Source organism: Leptolyngbya sp. UWPOB_LEPTO1, assembly GCF_017302695.1.
GTDB lineage: Bacteria > Cyanobacteriota > Cyanobacteriia > Leptolyngbyales > Leptolyngbyaceae > Leptolyngbya > Leptolyngbya boryana.
In genome coordinates this window covers 62299-82174 of the sequence record NZ_JAFLCJ010000019.1, presented here as the reverse complement: position 1 = coordinate 82174, position 19876 = coordinate 62299, and the positions used below count along the sequence as shown (strand labels likewise).

At 47.4% G+C, this 19876-nt stretch carries 24 protein-coding genes; 14 read left to right on the top strand and 10 right to left on the bottom strand.

What is annotated here, in order from left to right:
* Window positions 1–16: 16 nt before the first annotated feature.
* The 3 genes from J0L70_RS24145 to J0L70_RS24135 form a co-directional block, all read right to left on the bottom strand.
* On the bottom strand, window positions 17–604 hold the full coding sequence (locus tag J0L70_RS24145; RefSeq protein ID WP_190653906.1) for a class I SAM-dependent methyltransferase: 588 nt from the start codon (window positions 602–604) through the stop codon (window positions 17–19).
* 90 nt (window positions 605–694) lie between these two features.
* Entirely contained in the window at window positions 695–1708 is a 1014-nt protein-coding gene (cydB, locus tag J0L70_RS24140; RefSeq protein ID WP_190653907.1) for a cytochrome d ubiquinol oxidase subunit II, read from the bottom strand.
* 9 nt (window positions 1709–1717) lie between these two features.
* Window positions 1718–3160, bottom strand: a complete 1443-nt coding sequence (locus J0L70_RS24135) for a cytochrome ubiquinol oxidase subunit I (RefSeq protein WP_287456217.1) — start codon at window positions 3158–3160, stop codon at window positions 1718–1720.
* A 323-nt stretch (window positions 3161–3483) separates the two neighbouring features.
* Here J0L70_RS24135 and J0L70_RS24130 point away from each other — a divergent pair, with 323 nt between their 5' ends.
* Window positions 3484–3660: a hypothetical protein gene (locus J0L70_RS24130; RefSeq protein WP_190653367.1), complete on the top strand. Its 177-nt coding sequence runs from the start codon at window positions 3484–3486 to the stop codon at window positions 3658–3660.
* 88 nt (window positions 3661–3748) lie between these two features.
* Here J0L70_RS24130 and J0L70_RS24125 read toward each other — a convergent pair whose 3' ends face one another.
* On the bottom strand, window positions 3749–5479 hold the full coding sequence (locus J0L70_RS24125; protein ID WP_287456215.1) for a type IV secretory system conjugative DNA transfer family protein: 1731 nt from the start codon (window positions 5477–5479) through the stop codon (window positions 3749–3751).
* Between the two features lie 110 nt (window positions 5480–5589).
* Between J0L70_RS24125 and J0L70_RS24120 the strand changes: the two genes are divergently transcribed.
* From J0L70_RS24120 to J0L70_RS24090, 7 genes are all read left to right on the top strand, one after another.
* Window positions 5590–6234 (top strand): hypothetical protein, encoded by a 645-nt coding sequence (locus J0L70_RS24120; RefSeq protein WP_190653369.1) that lies wholly within the window; start codon window positions 5590–5592, stop codon window positions 6232–6234.
* On the top strand, window positions 6231–6821 hold the full coding sequence (locus tag J0L70_RS24115) for a methyltransferase (protein ID WP_287456214.1): 591 nt from the start codon (window positions 6231–6233) through the stop codon (window positions 6819–6821). The genes J0L70_RS24120 and J0L70_RS24115 overlap by 4 nt, the downstream gene beginning before the upstream one ends.
* 43 nt (window positions 6822–6864) lie before the next feature.
* Window positions 6865–7113, top strand: coding sequence for a DUF5895 domain-containing protein (locus tag J0L70_RS24110; protein ID WP_287456213.1), 249 nt, complete (start codon window positions 6865–6867; stop codon window positions 7111–7113).
* A gap of 14 nt (window positions 7114–7127) precedes the next feature.
* Complete coding sequence (locus J0L70_RS24105) at window positions 7128–7844, top strand: DUF5895 domain-containing protein (RefSeq protein ID WP_287456211.1); 717 nt, start codon at window positions 7128–7130, stop codon at window positions 7842–7844.
* A gap of 126 nt (window positions 7845–7970) precedes the next feature.
* Window positions 7971–8690, top strand: coding sequence for a LuxR C-terminal-related transcriptional regulator (locus J0L70_RS24100; RefSeq protein ID WP_287456210.1), 720 nt, complete (start codon window positions 7971–7973; stop codon window positions 8688–8690).
* Window positions 8691–8729: 39 nt separating this feature from the next.
* A complete protein-coding gene (locus tag J0L70_RS24095; RefSeq protein ID WP_287456209.1) occupies window positions 8730–10550 on the top strand; it encodes a DNA polymerase in 1821 nt (606 codons plus the stop codon).
* Window positions 10551–10634: 84 nt separating this feature from the next.
* Complete coding sequence (locus tag J0L70_RS24090; protein WP_190653374.1) at window positions 10635–11189, top strand: primosomal protein; 555 nt, start codon at window positions 10635–10637, stop codon at window positions 11187–11189.
* Window positions 11190–11267: 78 nt separating this feature from the next.
* Here J0L70_RS24090 and J0L70_RS24085 read toward each other — a convergent pair whose 3' ends face one another.
* The 5 genes from J0L70_RS24085 to J0L70_RS24065 form a co-directional block, all read right to left on the bottom strand.
* Entirely contained in the window at window positions 11268–12050 is a 783-nt protein-coding gene (locus tag J0L70_RS24085) for a DUF6753 family protein (RefSeq protein ID WP_190653375.1), read from the bottom strand.
* A gap of 14 nt (window positions 12051–12064) precedes the next feature.
* Window positions 12065–12916 carry a P-loop NTPase family protein gene (locus J0L70_RS24080; RefSeq protein WP_287456207.1) on the bottom strand — a complete coding sequence of 284 codons (852 nt, stop codon included), beginning with the start codon at window positions 12914–12916 and terminating at the stop codon, window positions 12065–12067.
* Window positions 12917–12930: 14 nt separating this feature from the next.
* Window positions 12931–14025, bottom strand: a complete 1095-nt coding sequence (locus J0L70_RS24075; RefSeq protein WP_287456206.1) for a ParM/StbA family protein — start codon at window positions 14023–14025, stop codon at window positions 12931–12933.
* The gene (locus tag J0L70_RS24070) at window positions 14012–14452 is read right to left on the bottom strand and encodes a hypothetical protein (protein WP_287456205.1); all 441 of its coding nucleotides are present in this window, start codon (window positions 14450–14452) and stop codon (window positions 14012–14014) included. The genes J0L70_RS24075 and J0L70_RS24070 overlap by 14 nt, the downstream gene beginning before the upstream one ends.
* 169 nt (window positions 14453–14621) lie before the next feature.
* Window positions 14622–14867, bottom strand: a complete 246-nt coding sequence (locus J0L70_RS24065; protein ID WP_190653379.1) for a helix-turn-helix domain-containing protein — start codon at window positions 14865–14867, stop codon at window positions 14622–14624.
* Window positions 14868–15474: 607 nt separating this feature from the next.
* Here J0L70_RS24065 and J0L70_RS24060 point away from each other — a divergent pair.
* The 3 genes from J0L70_RS24060 (at window position 15475) to J0L70_RS24050 (ending at window position 17215) form a co-directional block, all read left to right on the top strand.
* Window positions 15475–15819 (top strand): hypothetical protein, encoded by a 345-nt coding sequence (locus tag J0L70_RS24060; protein WP_287456204.1) that lies wholly within the window; start codon window positions 15475–15477, stop codon window positions 15817–15819.
* Window positions 15820–16368: 549 nt separating this feature from the next.
* A complete protein-coding gene (locus tag J0L70_RS24055; RefSeq protein ID WP_287456203.1) occupies window positions 16369–16686 on the top strand; it encodes a plasmid mobilization protein in 318 nt (105 codons plus the stop codon).
* Window positions 16687–16690: 4 nt separating this feature from the next.
* Window positions 16691–17215, top strand: a complete 525-nt coding sequence (locus tag J0L70_RS24050) for a relaxase/mobilization nuclease domain-containing protein (RefSeq protein WP_287456202.1) — start codon at window positions 16691–16693, stop codon at window positions 17213–17215.
* A gap of 112 nt (window positions 17216–17327) precedes the next feature.
* Here the strand turns inward: J0L70_RS24050 and J0L70_RS24045 are convergent, their stop codons facing one another.
* On the bottom strand, window positions 17328–18335 hold the full coding sequence (locus tag J0L70_RS24045; RefSeq protein WP_242044306.1) for an NAD(P)-dependent alcohol dehydrogenase: 1008 nt from the start codon (window positions 18333–18335) through the stop codon (window positions 17328–17330).
* A 155-nt stretch (window positions 18336–18490) separates the two neighbouring features.
* Here J0L70_RS24045 and J0L70_RS24040 point away from each other — a divergent pair, with 155 nt between their 5' ends.
* The 3 genes from J0L70_RS24040 to J0L70_RS24030 are packed head-to-tail and all read left to right on the top strand — an operon-like array spanning window position 18491 to window position 19855.
* Entirely contained in the window at window positions 18491–19159 is a 669-nt protein-coding gene (locus J0L70_RS24040) for a TetR/AcrR family transcriptional regulator (protein ID WP_287456201.1), read from the top strand.
* The gene (locus J0L70_RS24035) at window positions 19156–19653 is read left to right on the top strand and encodes a helicase-related protein (protein ID WP_287456200.1); all 498 of its coding nucleotides are present in this window, start codon (window positions 19156–19158) and stop codon (window positions 19651–19653) included. Before J0L70_RS24040 ends, J0L70_RS24035 begins: the two co-directional genes overlap by 4 nt.
* Complete coding sequence (locus J0L70_RS24030; RefSeq protein WP_287456199.1) at window positions 19586–19855, top strand: hypothetical protein; 270 nt, start codon at window positions 19586–19588, stop codon at window positions 19853–19855. The genes J0L70_RS24035 and J0L70_RS24030 overlap by 68 nt, the downstream gene beginning before the upstream one ends.
* Window positions 19856–19876: the final 21 nt, after the last annotated feature.

Below are 19876 nucleotides of genomic sequence, written 5' to 3'. Positions count from 1 at the left end.
CTCGATAAGCGGTCGATTATGCTTTCATAGCAACCACTTGCACAACTGAACTGCGTCCTTGATGAAATAACCCTTCCTGGATGTCTCGCTCCAATTCAACCGCGTGCTTAAACTCCAAGCCTTCCAATTCTTGCTGGAGGACGGTTAATTCCACCGTCAACTCAGCAGTGGGTGGGCCTCCCGTTTTGAATTGGAGTTGACGGGGGGTATATGCCTCTAACACAAATACTCCGCCCGATCGCAATCCAGAAACCACCTGCCGATGAACATGGGCGCGGACAATCGGAGGGAGATGACAGAAGATAGAGACGATCGCATTCCAAGAATTTGGTTGAATGGGAAATTCAGCCAGATCTGCGATGATCGTTTCTATCTCTACAGAACGCTCTGCTGACAATTTTCGGGCTTTCTCCAATCCGACAGAAGAAGCATCAACTGCTGTCACCTGGTATCCTTGTTGCGCTAGATATACCCCATTTCTGCCTTCTCCATCTGCCAGACAGAGAACTTGCCCCTTGGGGATCTGCTGAACCACTTCCACCAGAAAATCATTGGGGTGCTTACCATACACATATTCAGCTTGGCTGTAGCGTTCATTCCACATAATTCATATCACAATTTAAGACCATGGGATCTTGAGAAGGTGATTGAGAGGTGATGAGAAAAATTACTCTTTTATCATCTCACTCTCTCATTACTCTCCATACACATCACCAACGACTTTGCCTCGGAACACTACATAATTGTAGATGTTGTAAAACAACATAATGGGAATCAGAAAGCCAATAAAGATAAGCATGAATACTAACGCACTGGGAGCAGCAGCAGCTTGGTAGATTGTGATTTGGTTCGGGATGATGTAAGGAAATACGATTAGTCCTAACCCAATAAAAGTGAGTAAGAAGATCAGCATCGTCCAGATCAAGGGCGTGTTTTCTTCTTCCCGATTAAGGCTTCGTAAGAGCAGTCCCACCAGCACCACACCCAGTACCGGAATGACAGCAAAGATGTAAACCAACGGTGGGCTAAACAATCGAGTTCGTGCCGCTTCATAGACGATGGGAGTGGCGATCGTGATTAAAATTGCGCCAATAAACGTGGTGATCGCGGCAAGCTTAGCAGTGCGAAAGTGAGTTTTTTGTAATTCTCCTTCCGTTTTCAAAATGAGATAAGTAGAGCCAATCAGGACATAGCCCTGGATCAAAGTGAGGGCAACCAGGAGCGATCGCCAGTCTAACCAATCCCAGGTGGAGCCGATAAAGTGACCGGCCTCATCCACCGCGATCCCTTCAATCACGCTACCTAGCGCAAAGCCCTGTCCCAGTGCCGCCATAAAGCTGCCAGCCCCGAAGGCAAAGTTCCACAGAAACTTTCGATCGGAATGCTCTCGGAATTCAAACGCCACCGCCCGAAAAATCAGCCCGAAAATCATCATGAAAATGGGGATATACAGGGCATTGAGGATCGTGCTATAAGCCAGGGGGAACGCTCCAAACAAGGCTCCCCCCATCAGCACTAGCCAGGTTTCATTCGCATCCCAAATGTTCCCCAGACTGGTCATCAAAAGGCTCCGGCGTGCTTCATCTGAACTGGTCAGAGAAAGAATGCCAACCCCCAGATCAAAGCCATCCAGCAGAACATAAAGAAACAGGAACAGTGCTAGAATCACAAACCAAACTTGCGGCAAAAAGTGGAGTAATGCGTCCATATTAGTGACCTACTGTTGAGCCTCTACAGGACGTTGATCAGGAACAAATGTCGCGGGTTCTGTTTCGATCGCCGATTGATTGTCTAGCCCTGGTACGGGCAACTCTAGATTGGGGCCGTGGCGGATAATTCGACTCCCAAAGTACAGCGTTGAGACAAACAGAATGGAGTAAACCACCGCAAACAGGGTGAGGGAAGTCAGCACATTGCTGGCGGGAAGTTGAGACGCTGCATCAGCGGTGCGAATTTGCCCGTACAGCGTCCAGGGTTGTCGCCCTACACAGCGGACAATCCAGCCTGATTCAACGGCGATGTAGCCCAGCGGAGCGGCAAAAATCCAGGTGCGGAGGAACCACTTTTGCTGAGCAATTTTTTCAGGTGAGAGGTTACCCAATAGCCATTTCAGCACGCTCCACAGCATCAATCCCGCCAAAAAGAAGCCAATCCCACTCATAATCCGGAACGAATAGTAGATCAGTCCCACCATGCGAGGGCGATCGCTCGGTGCCCATTCTTTCAAGCCCCGGATGGGTTCAGACAGGTTCTTCTTAAATTCCAGGATGTAGCCTAACCCATTCGGGATGGTAATTTCCCATTTATTGGTTTGGCTGGCTTCATCGGGGAGTGCAAGCAGGCTCCAATCGGCAGGCTGTCCAGCAGGACTAGTTTCCCACTTAGCTTCCATCGCCGCCAGTTTGGTGGGTTGATAGTGAGCCACTTGCTCAGCGCTCAGGTGTCCGATGTAGATTTGCAGTGGGGTAACGGTGATCGCAGCGGCTAGCACAATTTTGAGCGATCGGGCAAAGAAGGTTTGATGGCGGTTGTTGAGAATATACCAGGCACTAATGCCACCAATCACAAATAAAGAGGTTTCCAGCGTGGCAAAAAACATGTGCAACACGCTTTTCACCATAAAAGGATTCGAGATCGCCTGGAAGTAATCACTGACGATGAACTTACCATCGACCATCTCACCGCCTGCTGGGGTTTGTAGCCAAGAATTTGCCACCAAAATCCAGAAAGTGGACAGATTAGCACCAAAGGCAACCATGATGGTGGCAAGGTAGTGAATCACTGGATGCACCCGCTCCCAACCGAACAGCATAATGCCTAGAAAGCCCGCTTCTAGCATGAACGCCATTGCGCCTTCAAAGCCAAGAATGCTGCCCAAAAAATCACCCACGGCTTCCGAGAAGGGTGCCCAGTTCGTCCCAAACTGAAACTCCATTGGTAATCCTGATGCCACGCCAATGCCAAAGTTGAGGACGTAGAGCTTTGACCAGAAGCGGGCATGATGGTAATAATCTGGGTTGCGTGTCTTTAACCACATTCCTTCGACAATCACCAGATAAATTGCCATCCCAGTCGTCAGGACGGGCCAGAGCATATGAAAGATAGCAGTGAGTGCAAACTGCATCCGAGAGAGCGCAACAGTGTCCGCAAGAAACTGCATGAATGTCTACCTTCGTAATATTTCAAGTCTTTAGGTTACTTTCTGGTTTTGCCAAGTTGACAAAAGGATTGATTACCTGATCGAGCAATGAGATGGGTCTCAGCATGTTGAATTTGTTGCTCTAGATTGTTCAGAAGTCCATTAAGGTTGCTAGTCATAAAAAGTGCAAACCCGACTTTGTTAAGTTAATCTTCTAATCTGAATATAAAACTATTCAATCATATAATCAGTATATTGGCTGACATATTCCTGTTTGTTTTGTCAAAAGACTCAGTAATAAGCCGCCAGACTTGATAAAACCTCATTGAAAAAGGAGTGCGATTATGACCGTCAAGTATGTCACGCATCTTCTGAAAACCGGAGATGTCACGGTCACGGGTTACATTGAAGATGCTTTGACCGTGACAGGGCAACGGGTTTCTCGTATTGGCGCTGTGGAAAGACAGGAAGAACAAAACCCGCTAGCCATCCATGTTAATAGAACAGAAGTCAAATACTGAAGTAGTTTCAATAGGTGCTACGGAGACGCTAGATGGTCTAATACATTTGAATAGCTCTCCGCGTTTCCCATCGCTGGATTGCTGCCCTTCATTTCGACGATCTCTCTTCATCTAGATCTAGCAGGGGTAGCAGCTTTTCTGCGGCTTCAATTCGAGCATACAATGCCTCAGTTAGCGCTTGGCGATCCAATAAGTTAACTCGTCGCTGCAACGCAGGCTTAACTTGCTGTTCCCATAACTGCTCGGTTCGCTTGCGGTATGCGAACTCGGATTGCGCGATCTCAATTTTCAACAAATAGGGAATCGAGCCTTCACCCCGCGATCGATATGCTGGATTCGTAATCACGCACTTCCCTTGCTCAAATCGCAAAATCTCATCAGGGGTCAGGATTGAAATCTTCTGAAGCGACTCATTCCAACTCGTTGAGCGGTTTTGATGGACTCCCGTACTTTGGCTGGTTGATCGATTCCGTACCGTGATTTCCTTTTCACCATACCGTTTTGAGTATTCTTCGGCAGTTTTGAAGTCGCCAGGATTGAACAAAATGTGAGTGCTACAGGCGTATGCGATTGCATTCCCTAATTTCTCGCCATACTGCTCATAAAGCTGATTCAGCGATTGAATTCCTAGTAGAAAACAAGCACCATTCGATCGATACTCATTAATCCACTGTGGCAAACGTTCCAGCTTCAAAGATGGTAACTCATCAAGTGAAATAATCAAGGGATCTGTACGAGGTTGAGAGAGATTCGCGACAATTACTAAATGCAATGCTGCGGCTAACAATGAACCAATCACACCCCGACGAGCATCATCCAGTTTGAAGACAATCATCTGTCTGCCCTGAATTTGAGTTGGAATGTCTGATTCGCCAATAAAAGAGCGAAGTAAATCTGCTTGGATAAAGTTGCTAAATGTTGCAGCAGCAGTCGTGAGAATTCCAGAAATCGTTTTCTCTGCATCTTTCGCACTCAGGAACTGATTGAAAGAGGTCGCAATCCATTCATCGAGTTGACGCGACTGAACGGCATGATTCAGCCGTTCAACTAAGTTGGGCAGTCGCAACAAGGCGTAAACCATTGCCATATCTGCGTGTTGAGTCACTTTTGCTAATTGTAATAATGCTTTGGCAAGTAAATCCCCAGCCGTTGAGAAAAACTCATCACTCTTGCCACCCTTTGAAGCATTGCGATTGATCACCTGTCCGATCTCGCCTGCCATGACGGAATCATAGCCATCTCGCATAAAGTCAAGCGGATTTAGGACTCCACTGTATGGTTCACCCGGTGCAAACACCCAAACTTGATATCCATAACGAGCCGCGAGAGCAGCATGAAGTTGCATTTGTGAACCTTTCTTATCGTAGAGAATGACCGGAAATCCTTGAACAAAGGCACTCTCCAAAGCAGAGTCGATCACACTGGCAGTTTTTCCGCTTCCAGGTGTCCCAATAACCAAGGTACTGCGTTGAGCATCCGGTAGATAAAGGGTTGGGGGTGTTCCTAGTAATGTTTGCAGACGAGTTCCAACTCCTCCTAATGAACCTTTGAGCCAAGATCTCGGCTTTCCACACCAGAGCGTGATGCGATCGTGCTTCCGTTCTCGAATTTGCTTCAGTGCTGTATTCACCGCAGCCAGCTTTTCAGCCGTTCCCACCATTCGCCCAGTCGTAATCTTGCCTTTACGGTTACCACTGATACGTAGTAGAACGATGACGACAACTAGCACACTTACAAGTAACCAACTTCCAGGTGCTTGTTCACCCTGAAAAAGTTTGAGTAAAGGAGAGAAATAGTTGTCTAGGGAAATCTGAGACATAAGAAGGCTACAGTACAGCAACGCTAATCATGTGCTGTTCAATGTCACCCATACACTGCTAAATGGGCTGATTTTAATCGCTATCTGGGAGATGACTCGAAGAGGTCGATATGCCTTCCGGCAAGTCAGGCAGCAGCATTTCATCAGCGTGTATGTTATTAACGATCGCAGATTTTCAACCCTCTCACCCCCCGTTACAGTCTTCTCGGTTTCAATCCCTACAAGAGCATTTACAGTTGGCGATTCGACAACAGCAGATGGGACTACCGATTCAGCCTTTGTTGGACAACAATCCGACATTGCGATCGCTGGTTGAGCAAGTTCAGGAATTGCTTCCGAATTCACTACAGTCCAACAAAAAACTAAAACTACAGCATCCGATTTCGGCTCATTTGTGCGATCGCGCTTATGTACAGGTTGAGATCAATGTTGGCTTTCATCATGGGTTTCCCAAGCTGTTTGAGTGGGCGATTCGAGAGCCAGAGTTGAATTGGGTGGATCGCATCAAACTGTGGGCAGCAACCCAGCATTATGAAGCAGACCCAAATCAAGTCAAACTGATTGTCTTGGCGTTGCACCCAGATCGACCTGTCAAGAAAGCAATGCACTGCTGGAATGAAGATTTGCAAGCGATCACGACACAGACATTGCTCACTCAATTAAAGGATCAATCTAGCGCTGAGCCAATTGATCCTTCTAATCAACCTAACATTGACACGATTGATTTAAGTAGCATTCATGAAGTCGCACTATGAACATCATCAATTTTCCGTCCAAGCTCCGATCTCTTTATGATGAAATTCTTCAAAACCCTCCCTATGGCTGGTTTCCCTCAACTCCAGAATTGACAGAAATCATGCTGGAACAAGTCGTCATTGAAGCCCGAATGCAAGCATTAGAGCCGAGCGCGGGATCAGGCGTGTTAGCAGAAGCCATGAGAAATCAGGGCATTGAAGTAGATGTCATCGAACGTGATCCACGATTTCAACTTCTACTCTTTCAACAAGGATTTAGGCTCGTTGGGCAAGATTTCTTAGCTTGTCAGCCGATTCAGCAATACGATCTGATTTTGATGAATCCTCCCTTCTCTGCCAGCATTCATCAGCGCGGCGTTGATTTACTACATATCAAGCGGGCTTACGATGAGTTTCTTGCTGCAAATGGTCAATTGGTCAGTGTAGTGAGCAATTCGATGAAGCATACAAGTTGTCCGAGGGCACAGCATTTTCGGAGCTTTTTACATCGCGTTCAAGCTGAACTGATCGAGCTTCCGTTTGAGATTTTCTGGAACAGCGATCGCCCCGTCACTGTCGAGAGCCATCTAGTCATTATCAGGAAATAGGTGGCTATCGCCCCTTTTGCAGTGATGAATTGAATGTTGGGTTATGGTCAACACCAAAGCAAAATCTTCTCGAACCACAACCGTCAAAGCCGCCAAAGCTGCGAAGCCAAAAGCAATCGCTTTTGAGATCGATCCAGAACTGCTGCATGAGTCGTATAACCAAATTCGTCGTCCGCAGTTGCCGTATGGCATTGTGGTAAACGATAAACCCGCAGGAATTCTAATCCCAACTGACCAACTGGACAAAGCAGGTTGGCTCAATCTACCCACTGAGAAGAACTGCACACGGTAGAACTCACTGAAGAAGTGAATGGACTGCTAATCACTGAAACTCGAATGCTCGTGCTGGCATTTGTTCCAGAATACATTCGCTACAAGAACGACGTTGAAGATTTAGGCAGCACTGTAGTTGGACTCTATGACGAATATCGCAATGCGTTTGACAAGAAGACGATGGATGCCTGCTCAGAACACGCGATCGTCTTTCTCGACGAAGACAATCAACCGTTGCACACGACCCCGATCGTCGTGCGTTTCAAGAATGTGGCGCTATGGAGTTTCAAATCTGCGCGTGAAGAGTTCTACCGCAAGCTCGAAAGAACGTTCTCGGATTATTCCGGACAACGCTACTCCGGCAAAAGTGACAAGTGGCGCAGTCTGGGCGTTCTGGAGGTCACGTTCAAGGCGGTAAAAGAAGGTGAAGGCAACAATAAATCGTGGTGCTGCAAGACTGAAGCGATTACCTCACCCATGATCGAGAACTTGCCTCAGCTTTTCCTTGGAACTTCAACCACCAAAGCACTGATCTGGGGTATTCACGACAACATTGCAGGTTTTACCGAACCGCAAGCGTTGCCATCCCTCTCCGCAGAACCTGACCTGCTCCCAGGCGCAACTCAGCGACTCAAATCGGCTCGATTAGAACTGGATGATGAACTGGATGACCTCAACATTTTGGATACTGATGCAGAGACGCTGTCGGACGACGAGTTTGACTTTGACGATGACGAACTGGAAGATTGAGCCATCTGCAATTTTTGTCCAGGTGACTGCGATCGTTTAGTCATCTGGATGATGCCTGACCGCCCCCTTCGATGTCATTAATACTGGGCAAAGACGTGTAAAAATGACATCAGAAGGGGAATCAGGATGGTCAACCAGACGATTCGGATTATCTTAATCGAGCCACAGGATTTAGTCAGAGTTGGACTCGCAACAGCGCTGCCAAAACAGATTCCAAAAGCAGAAGTCGTCGGTCATGGGGCAACTGGCGAGAAAGGCTTAGCATTGGTCAAAGCCAAGTTCCCCGCGATCGTCGTTTTAGATCTTGACCTTCCTCAAATGCACGGACTCGACGTAATTCAGTCGCTCAAGCAGCAGTATCCCAAAATCAAAATTATGGTACTGACCGCAAACCGGGAACCTGAAATGATTCTATCTGCGTTTGATAGGGGCGCTGATTCTTATTGCCTTCAGCATCATTCGATTGGATTGATTACGACTGCGTTGCAGCAAACCTATCAAGGCAATCATTGGATTGATCCTGCGATCGCACATCATCTCCTGCAACAGAAATCGCAACCTGTACACCAAGAAGCCGCTGCGGAATCTACAGCAGCCGTTCAGCTATTCGAGGAATCGTGGCAAATGGTCGAACATTTGACGACACGCGAAGTTGATGTGCTGGAACTCTTGACGAAGGGACTGACCAATAAAGAAATTGCCGCTCGTCTTTACATTGGGAATGGCACGGTTAAAGGTCATGTTTCAATGCTGATGCAGAAATTTGGCGCACATAGTCGAACGGAAGTTGCCAGTCGTGCGCTTGATTCTGGGATTTTGCGCCAGTATCGACGGAATCTCGCATAGCGACCGCCACGAGCCTGGGAAGATTTATCGCCACTTTCCATGTCCATCGATTTTTACAGCTATGACGACACGCAAGATCATGCTCAAATTCACCACTGTTCTGTCGTTCGATCTGCTTATCCTTATCAGTTCGTGGATTCGGATGCGGATTTAGAAACTGCGATCGCACCCTTGTTCAATGCTCCAATTTTAGCGATCGATACCGAAACGACTGGCATCGACCCGCACTGCGATCGACTCCGGCTCATTCAACTGGCTATCCCCAATCAGCCTGTCGTAGTCGTCGATTTGTTCAAGCTTCAGCAACTGAGCCAACTCAAATCCCTGCTGCAAAGCTCTGTTCTCAAAATTGGACATCATCTCAAATTCGATTGGCAGTTCCTCACCCAAGCTGGATTACAGCTTCAGCCACCTTTTTTCGACACGCAGCTCGCATTCAAAGTGTGGACAGCAGGCATTCCACTGCGATCGTCATTACAAGCCGTCGTCGAAAAGCTATTAAGCATAACTCTGAACAAAACGCTACAGCAGAGCGATTTTTCTCAAGATAGACTCACTTCTAAGCAAATCCAATATGCTGCAACTGATGCAGGGATTTTGCTACCTGTTTATGATGCGTTAGTTCAACGATTGATCGTTGCTGAACTGAGTGAGATCGCGCAGCTTGAATCTCAGTGTATGCCTGCTTTTGCTCAGATGGAGCTTCATGGCTTTGGCATCGATCGAGAACGACTGCGATCGCAATCCATTGACCTCAAAGCACAACAAACGCAGGTTCTCACTCAAATTCGTCAGCAGCTTCGATTACCCGGAGTACAGCAGTCTAATTTATTTTCTGAACATCCAAATGAGATTAATCCCAACTCATCGGCTCAGATCAAACAAGCACTGGCAGCAGATGGGGTAGTAGTCAAATCGACGAGTCAGAGATCGCTTCTTCCAGTCGCCGATCAACACCCTGCTATTCCTGTTTTACTGCTGTACCGACAGTTGACGAAACTGATTGACAGTTTTTACGAACCCCTGCCACAGACCATTCACTCAACAACTCAGCGAATTCATCCAACTTGGTATCAACTGGGAGCGCGATCCGGTAGAGCCAGTTGCCGCAATCCAGCACTCCAAACCATTCCTCGACAGAAGCAACTGCGACAGTGTTTCGTGGCAGCACCGGGGAACGTCATGATCAAAAGTGATTATGGGCAAATTGAACTGCGGATTGTTGCCAAAATCAGCAATGACCCAGAGCTAAAGCGAGCTTTTCAAGCTGGGGAAGACTTACACTGCTTGACAGCCGCATTCCTACTCGATAAGCTCCCTGCATCAATCACTGAAGAAGAGCGACGACTGGCGAAAGCGATTAACTTTGGGCTGATCTACGGGATGGGCGCAGCCAAACTTCAGAGTCAGGCTTTGATCAAATATGGCGTTTCGCTCAGTTTGGCTGATGCTAGACGATTCCGGAAACGCTTCTTTGAGTTATACCCTGGCATTAAGGCATGGCATGAGCAGATGAAACAAAACGTCTATGTGCATTCAATTAAAAATTGCAGAACGCTCACGGGCAGAAGGCGACTTTGGCGAGATCGTCCCAACCTGAACGAAATGATCAACCATCCCGTTCAAGGACTGAATGCCGATATTACCAAGATGGCGTTGGTGCAACTGAGCCAACGATTGCCGCCGGATGCTCGATTGATTGGGATGCTACATGATGAGATTTTGGTGGAATGCCCTGAAGCGATCGCACTGAATGTGAGTCAACTTGTTGAACGCTACATGATTAAAGTTGCTCAACACATTCTGAATCCAATTCCAGTCACGGTCGATGTACAAATCGGTCAGAGCTGGGCAGGATGAGAATGAATGAAGGCGGCATTCTCAATGCCTTGCCGCCTCTGGCGGCGAATGGGGTGAAAGTGATGAGAAAGGAGTCTCATTCCAATGGTCACAACGAACAAAGTCAAGAATGGAACCACCAGAACGACAAAGTCAGTTGCTAAATCAAGCGCAACGCTGGATTTGAGCGATCCGAGAGTCGCAGTCAAAGCCATTCGGAACGCATTGTTTCAAACTTACAAAATCAAAATGCCATTGCGAGCGGAGAGTGCAACGGTTCCTGCTTACTACGGATTGCGAGAAATTTTAGGCAATGCTGTCTCCGCGTCAGTCAAACGCAACAACGGCACTTTCGATTGGCAAGCTTGGAACACCAAAGTCTTTCCGAAGCTCTTTGGTGAACCGGATGCGCTCAAGTTTGAATTGGCAGTGATGGCGCAGATCGCATCTAACTTTGATGCCTCCATTCCTGAAGACTCGGAAGCTGGCATTCGCACTTTAATCGAAGTGAATCGTCGATCTCTGGAACGCCGCAATAATCGCAAATCCAATGAGCCAGATGTACCAGATGTGTTGGATAGTTTGGATGACTTGGATTTGGATGATGAGGACGAAGATGAGTTGCTTGACGAAGATGATTCGGATCTCGATGACGAATAATTGAATGTCTGCGAATGTCTGACCTACTGCATGAGCCTGATTCTTGTGAGTCAGGCTTTATTTTTTGCTAACCTCAACTTATTGCCGATTTGATCGTATCCATAGTGTACAGAATCCAGAGTCTACTTTTTGCTCTCCGCTTCTGAGAACCACACCTAGCTTTTTCGCTTGATCCTCACAGGCAAATCGTCCTTGCCAGTTGCGAATTAGTAAATCTTGATTCCAAGTCATCATTTCCCTGGCAAATTGACCTTCTCGGCTCATTGCCCATTTGAGCGTATTGGCTTCATCAAGCGTGAGTTGACGCTTACCAGACGGATCAGCTTCTATCTGAGATCGCTGCCACTGCGCGTACATCCATCCAGCGCCCCCTCCGACTCCTGCGGCAACAGTAAGAATGACTGCGGCAACGATCGTCGAAGCTGCGCTCAACTGGTGCATAAATTGATCGATCGCGGTTTTGCGAATCAACGCCTGGACAGTTTGCGCGATCGCAGTTCTCTGAGCCTCTAGCGCAGTTCTCTCATACTCTTTCAGTCCCTCACGATAGTCTGTCACCTGCCGATAAACATCGTCCCGCCATTGTTCAAACAGAGCATTCAGATCCTTTGGCTTTTCCTCTAGTAAAGCTTGCAGTCGCCCAGTCGCAGCCATCAAAATAAATGCTGGATCATCAGAATCGAGATTGTACTGCATCAACACTTCAAGCACTTTAGCTTTAACGTGATCCGGCTCTCCAATCAGCAAATGATCTAGTGCAGAATTCATATGCACAGGTAATTTAGCAACATTAGCGTGAGGTGGGGTTGCAATAATGTCATCATCAAGCAGCAATATCTCGTCAGGGGATTGGCGAACCATAATTCAGTTTCTCGCTATTTGGACTTACTAGGGGCGAATCCTTTCAGGCTGGCTTTCTGGGGTTGAGTTTTTTCTTGCAGTTGAATCGCTTGAGATCGCTTCAGTACCTCGGGTTTTGTCGGCACATTGTCCCAAATCTGAGTTGCGTCTATGGCTTGCGAGAATTGTTTGAGAAACGTCGCGATACGCTGGCGTTCGAGCAGATGAAATTGATCAGAGGGTGCAATTGCTTCCGCCAAACTCCAGCCTAAACTTTCCCAGCGATCGCGCTCATACGGCGGAAATTTTGGAAAATCGATGACCTTGACTTGAGGCGATTCAAAGACTAATTGCCAGGGTTTACCTGCTGCTGTTTTTGCTGTTTCGAGCGTACTAGTAAATTCTCGCCATTGTCGATCGGTTGCAAGATGTAGGTTGCGAACAAACACATGCGTCACACGATCAGCGTAGCTTGAGTAATCATCCAGGGATTGCTCAAACAGTGTTAAAGTTTGTGGACTTGGATTACACAAAAACCATTTAACTAAGCGAATCGGTTCACTATCCTGTGTTAGTTCTAGCAATCCAGTTCTCTTAAACCAGCCTGAAACAAAACTATGGGAGCCTGCTGGTAAATTGACAACTGAAATTAAACCGCGTTCTACTACATTCCAGATTTGATCGAGATCCTGATATTCGATTTCGCTGAGGATGAGCGCGATCGCATCCGCATAAAACTTCTTGACGTTGTAGTGATGCGCTTCATCCGCATCGAATAGCTGAACTGGATACTGATGCACTTGGTTGTAGTGTGCCATTGCACAGGTAAACAGTGATTTGCCTCGCCCGCCTCCTGAGCCATCGACGAGATGAATTGTGGGTTGCATAGTCCTATCCTCAATCAAGCGGTGTGTTGAAGGTGACGTGAGCAAGCATATTGAAACAATGCCCATACGTCTGAAAGCCGATGCCTATAATTGCTGCTGTCCACAGTTTCAGGAACTTCAATGCTTGCATGGAATGAAATGTGGTTGCCAAAGAAGTCTACTAAATCTGGTGCAATTAAATTCGTGGTTCCACCCGCGAAGATCCATTCATCAATTGGATCTGGAACGGCTTCCTGTAACCAGGACAGAAGTGCATGAATGTAATCAGCTTTAGCTTGCTGGGTCGCTTTTACCAATTGTTGGATCTCTTCGTCTCGATAATGGGTTGAGCGTGCAATCGCGTTAAATGCCCTTTCATCTTTCGAGGCAATCCACCGCACAACAGCAGGTAGTAATCGTTCCGGTGGTTGCCCACTTGTTTGTTGCTCAATTTGCTCCAAACATCGAATGAAACCGAGGTTCGAGGATTTGAAGACTGATACCATGCCTTGATTGAAGGTGATGACACTTGCGTTTCGGTGTCCAATCATGGCGATCGCAATCTGACGCATTGCAAAATCACCATTCACAGCATTCGCATAATGAATTGCAATTCCGGCTCCTTCAGGCTGACAGTCAAATTGAATGAGTTTGACCTCTATAGAACCCGTCGCAGTTTGGAATTGATTCAGTACAATCTGAAGTTGACGTTCAACGCGATCGCGGTCAGCGTACTCATTCGGCGGCAATACACAAGATAACGAAAGCTCAAATTGCTGAGGCAACTGCAACCGCTGCTGAATCACCCAAATTGCTGCCAACGTCTTATAAATTGCCCGCTCGAACTTAGGTTGATTCAAACCCGCATGGGCATGAAACCGCTTGGCAAAGTGTCCGACTGCCCAGCAATCCTGACCCAACTTCACCCAGGCGCGGTTCTCTGGGCAAACCGCAACGATTTGAGCCTGACCGCAATCCAACCTTGTAGAAAACACTTGGATCACTTCAGAAGCCATCACTAAGCTGGCTGGCGTTTGCGATTGTTCATGCAGGGCATAGATGACCTTTGTTGCAGAACCACCGAAATCGATCGCAGCAACTAATCGATGAGGCTGATTAACGATGCTCATAAGCTTGTCCCGATGCGTTGAAATCTGCGAAGTCAAACGGATTGAAAAGAGAGGTAGCAGTGCGAAATTCAGCGTGATCGATCGCATCAGGCTGGGCAAACGTTGATTGACCTGTCTCCCAGTCGTAGAGCGGAGTCTGTAGCTTGTGCCCATCGGGTAAACAAGCATTGACTTGTACTGCAATCAGCGTGACTTGGGCTAACAAAGCGGAGATAGACAGTCTTCCAGCATTTTGCAATGACTCCGTTGAGGCAGAACCTTCAATGAAGGCTTGAGGTAAGTAAAACGCAATTGCTGCATCTAGCAAAAAGGTATGAATGCTTTTGTAGGGATGCTCTTTGAGGTAGCGGATCAAGTGAGCATACTGTGAAGTTGCAGGAACTCGCAATCGGCACGACAGTTCGACTTGCTCGATAGTGTTGCTCATGATAAATACTAGGGCAAACAACACTCTGACCTTAAAGGAAGAGCGCGGCATTTCGCCTCTGAAAAATGGCAGGAAAAGAAACGGCGATACTCTTCTACCGTTTTGCTATTCCTGCCAAATGGCAGAGGCAACCTGTTCAGATTGCCCTGCTAACCGCTCCAAGTTGAATTTAATCTGGGTTTGAAGGGGTCTGGTCTTGTTCTAGATAAAGCGCGATAAACTGTTCCGCTGCTGTGGGTTCGATTACTCGTAAGCCTTTGATGACGTTTGTCACTGCTTCAGCTAACGGATCGCTAATCTCATTTACCCATTGATGCACAGTAGAGCGGTTAATTCCCATTGCGATCGCTAATCGATTTTGACTAATTCCATGTTCTGTTAGAACTTGCTTGAGGGATTGTCCTGCTTTTGCCATATTTCCTCCTACTCACGGTAGTGCCGTTTTGCTAGATGAGTCTGATAGAGAATGTACCCCTTTCAACGAACTGCTCATTGAGAGAAATCGGTTCAGCACCCTGAAATTATGAATCACTGTTTTGCAATACTGGTATGCAGTTTGAGTTCGAGCCATGCTTCAAACTCGTCGATCATTTGCATCCTTACCCTTTATGTGTTGTCATTTTCACAAGGTAGCAAACGTTCTGACCTCCTGATTTCTTCGTAAATCCGGACATTTGCTTGGTTCAAATCGTCATATCCTAGACCAAGCCAGCGTTTGAAGGCTTTAACTCAACGCTTTCATGAGGTCGATATCACTTAGCCTTAGACAAACCGAGTTTGTGCAGAATAGCTGCTACTTTCCTTATCAAATCTAATGTTCGTGGCTTTTGAGCAATAGATGAATGCAACTCACACAACTCAATCTGGACAGCTATTAGCTGTCATATTTTTTACATGGTGTGATAGCGCTCGCCTTCAGCAAAAGCAAAGCTCCCGCAACCGAAATAAATCAACGACCACAGGTCGCGATCGAAGCGAGTTCATTACTCAACAATTATTTCTGAATTACAAGGAGAAACACGATGGTTCGCAATTCACATCAACCTCTGATTGATACCGCGACGGCTCATTTGAATGGCGAAGTTCAAGTTCGGATGGTCTTTAACACCTTACGAGAAATGACCGGACGAGTACTCGAACTGAAAGCAGCGAAACAAGGCAAAATGTTTGATTGGAAAGCATTCAAGACTGCATTTGAGAAACAGTATGGCAAACTGAGCTTGGATGAATTGATGGCGGAAGCGACGAAGTTTGGAATGGCCTCAATTGAGGCAGTTCGCGCTCAGCGTCAGCGGCAACTTGCCACGTTCTACAAGCGTCAGCGAGCATTCAATCGAGCAAGCGATCACAATGCACTGATCGCCTAAGCAATTTTGCCTCATCACGCCATTGGTGAGGCAAAGTTACCCCTACTTCATCGCCTTCAGCATGGCACTCTGCGGCGAAATTCCACAGTTTATCCTGGTACTCTGCATCTGCTGTTTATTTGCCCCTCATCACGCCTCAGTTCGATCAAAACGGAGCTTTTTCAGAGTGGCATTTTGTGGCAACGAGAACGACAATGCTAGAGTTGCCGCAAAATGCCTCATTCTATTTGCCAGATTCTACAGGGAAGTCATATCAATCGTGAATTCAGCCGCAGAATGCGGCGAGAGCTAATCAGGCAGCACTCGATTTTGAAAGGCTCAATCCTGTCAAAAATCATGGCAAGCTATGTCAACACCCGTACAAATAGCCAAGGAAGAATAGTTGAATGCGATTTGCCGCAAAAATCGCTATGATTTGGGCATTGGCTAGTGAAGCTCGATCTAATCAATCAACTACACAAGATAAAACTGAAATCGTTGATGCGATCGTTGCAGCATTCTTCCCCCGCATCAACCCATCAAGCATTTTGTAGCGCTCGTATTTCGATTATGGCGAAAACGTCAAAATACCCTCATCGCATTGAATTCCGCGCAACCGCAGAGGAATATCAACGAGCAGAGCACCTAGCAAGTCAATCGGATCTAACCGTTAGCGATTTACTGAGAGTTCTCTTGCAGCAAGCTGAATCCACTGATCCAGCCAGATCGCAGCAATTAATCCAGCTTTATCAAAGACTGGGTAACATTGCCAAAAATCTCAATCAATTGAACACAAACTACCCCAGCAAGTCAGGCTCTACGTCCTTAGATGAAGCGGTGGAACTGATTAACGACGCAAGAAAACTGATTGTTCAATCTATTCAATAATCTGATGATTGGTAAACATTTCAAAGGCAAAGCCTTCTATCCGATTCTCAATTACGCACTGAGCAAACCCGACGCGCAACTGCTCGAAACGAATCTGGCGACTTTTACGCCCGCTGATCTAGCACAGGAATTGAACTGTCTGAGACGTTTGAATACCAAAGTTGTGCGGTGTATGTATCATGCTTCGCTCAGTTTGCCTTTGGGCGAACGCTTGGACGATCGATCCTGGTGTGAAGCCGCGCAAGCATTTTTTCGACAAATGGGCTTTGATGATAATCCTTATGTCGTTGTGCGGCATTGCGATCGCGCTCATGACCACATTCATATCATCACAAGTCGGATTCGCTTTGATGGCTCTTGCGTATCAGATCGATGGGATCACTATCGACTGCAAGCAGTGACCAGACAATTGGAGCAAATGTTCGAGCTAACACCAGTGCCAGCGTGTTGGGAAGTACCACAGTCCCCAGAGATTCAACTGAAAGAGAAGGCAAGTTGCCTGCCTCAGAAAAAGCAAATCGAGTTATAGCGATCTCGTAGAGATATCTGAAGCAGATCGCGCCGTTTTAGGGTGCAAGTGATTAACCACAAGCCAGCAGTTTCAGCATTTTTTGCACCCTAAATGCGATCACACGACCGCTTCAAGCCCCTGCCGCTCCAATCCGGATCGCCACTTTCCCTCGCACTTGCCGCTGTTCGAGCGCACGAATCGCCGTAGGGACTTCATTTAAGGAATAACAGCGATCGACAAAGGGACGCATCTTGCCCGATTCAATCAACTCTTTCAAAACAATTAGATCTACTGCATTCGGCTTAGTCGCTAGAAACTTCACCGTGCGACGACTGATTTTTGAAATCCCCGCTCCAAATAACATTACCTGGAACAATCGAGCCGTAGATCCTCCCACAAGTGCATAGACACCCTTGGGTTTCACCGCAGGCAATACCTCAAAAACGGAATGGTAAGCAGCCGCATCTAGAATCAAGTCATACTGCGGTTGATTCATTGTTGGAATCGCATTCAGAACGTGATCTGCCCCAAGGGTTCGCATCATCTCGCTTTTACTGGGACTGCATACTGCTGTGACCTCTGCACCAAACGCTTTGGCAATCTGCACTGCAAACGACCCAACCCCGCCAGCCGCGCCGTTCACCAACACCTTTTGTCCTGCTTGAATCTGCCCCACGTCTCGCAGTCCTTGAAGTGCTGCCAATGCGGAAACCGGAACCGTTGCCGCTTCCTCAAACGTCAGATTCGTCGGCTTCAAGGCAAATGCCGTTTCAGGGGCACACACGTATTCCGCAAACGTCCCAAACCCCGATTCTGACAAATCTCCAAAGACGGCATCTCCCGGCTTGAACCGCGTCACTGCCTTACCGACTGCTTCTACTGTTCCCGCTGCGTCACATCCCAGGATTTTGATCCGGGGCGATCTAAGTCCGCCATAAATCAAGCGAAGCAAAAATGGCGTTCCTCGCATCAGATGCCAGTCTCCCGCATGGACAGCAGCGGCATGAACTCTCACCAACACGCCATTGTCTGGCACTACAGGTCGCGCGACTTCTGCCAATTTCAACACATCCGCAGAACCATATTCGGTTTGCACGATCGCTTTCATCGTCTGAGTCGAGGGGCTGATTGCTTCCATGATGTTCTCCAGTGATAGGAGGCACTTGCCCAAGTCTGAGCTAATCCTCCTAAGATTAGACTTACAGTGTAAGTTTAACTTACGGCGTAAGTTTGTCAAGATGAGGGGCGAGTCAGTGCAACTCGAACTAATACTCGGAATTCGTGAAGGACGATATGGCTAAGACGCAAGATTCAAACCTCATCCCTCAACTGCCCCTGAGTCGAGAACGGGTGTTAGCGACTGCCCTCCGCCTTGCCGATGAGGAAGGGATTGAGGCACTTTCCATGCGCAAGCTTGCCCAAGTCTTGGGTGTCAAGGCAATGTCGCTTTACAACCATGTGACGAACAAAGACGACTTAATCGATGGCCTTGTGGAGCTCGTCATTAGCGAGATTGAGTTACCGGATTTGACGATCGACTGGAAGACGGCAATGCGGCAGCGATCGCGCTCTGCTCATACTGTTTTGCTCCGTCACCCCTGGGCAACGATACCGATCGTGTCACGGGTGAATGTGGGTTCCGCGATGTTGCGCTATATTGATGCCACGCTGGGCTGTCTCCATGCGGCAGGCTTTTCGCTGGAGATGGCGGATCATGCCTGGAATGCGATCGACAGTCACATTTACGGCTTTACGCTTCAGGAGTTGAACTTCCCGTTTGAGCCATCGGAGTATGCAGAAGCTGCAAAAATGGGTCTGCCGCTGATTTCAGCAGAACAATATCCCCACATGAACTATCTCACTCATCGCGTCATCGATGGCAGCTATGACGGACTCCATGATTTTGAGTTTGGACTCGATTTGATTCTGAATGGACTGGATCAGTTGCGAAAGCCAACTTGACAGATTTGGGTGGGATCAATTTAGGGTGCAATTCACTCAGCCTAGAGCAACAGTTATCTGAAACCTTAGAACTGGAATCTGTGATGGAGGCTTACGATCGCTATCAAGCCAAATTTCCAAATCACACGGTTGGACTTTTGCATGGTCGAATGAATGGGGAAGAGAAGCAAAGTGTGATCGCGCAATTCCGCAATCACCAAACCCAAATTCTCGTTTCAACCACTGTGATTGAAGTTGGAATCGACATTCCAAACGCAACTGTAATCGTAATTGAACATGCTGAACGATTTGGTTTGTCTCAACTACACCAACTTCGGGGACGAGTCGGACGCGGGCACACACAGTCGTACTGCTTACTGATGAATACTTCGGATTCGACGACTGCTAGGGAACGTCTTGAAGTTTTAGAACGATCGGCGAATGGGTTTGCGGACACGCTTCGCGGGAGCCGAAGGCAACGCAGAAATAGATCTTCAGCTTCGGGATGCAGGTGAAATTCTAGGAACTTCTCAAGCAGGCGCTCCCAGGTTCGCGATCGCAGATTTAGTGAAAGATGCTGCGATTTTAGAACAAGCCCGCGCAGCAGCAGAACAAGTTGTCCAGAAAGGTGAACGCTTAAGACATTGGGATCTGCTACTTCAGGAAGCAGCGCGGCGAAATCATCAAAAGCTTAATCCAGATGCTGCACTCAACTAATACTAACCGCTACCGCGTCAG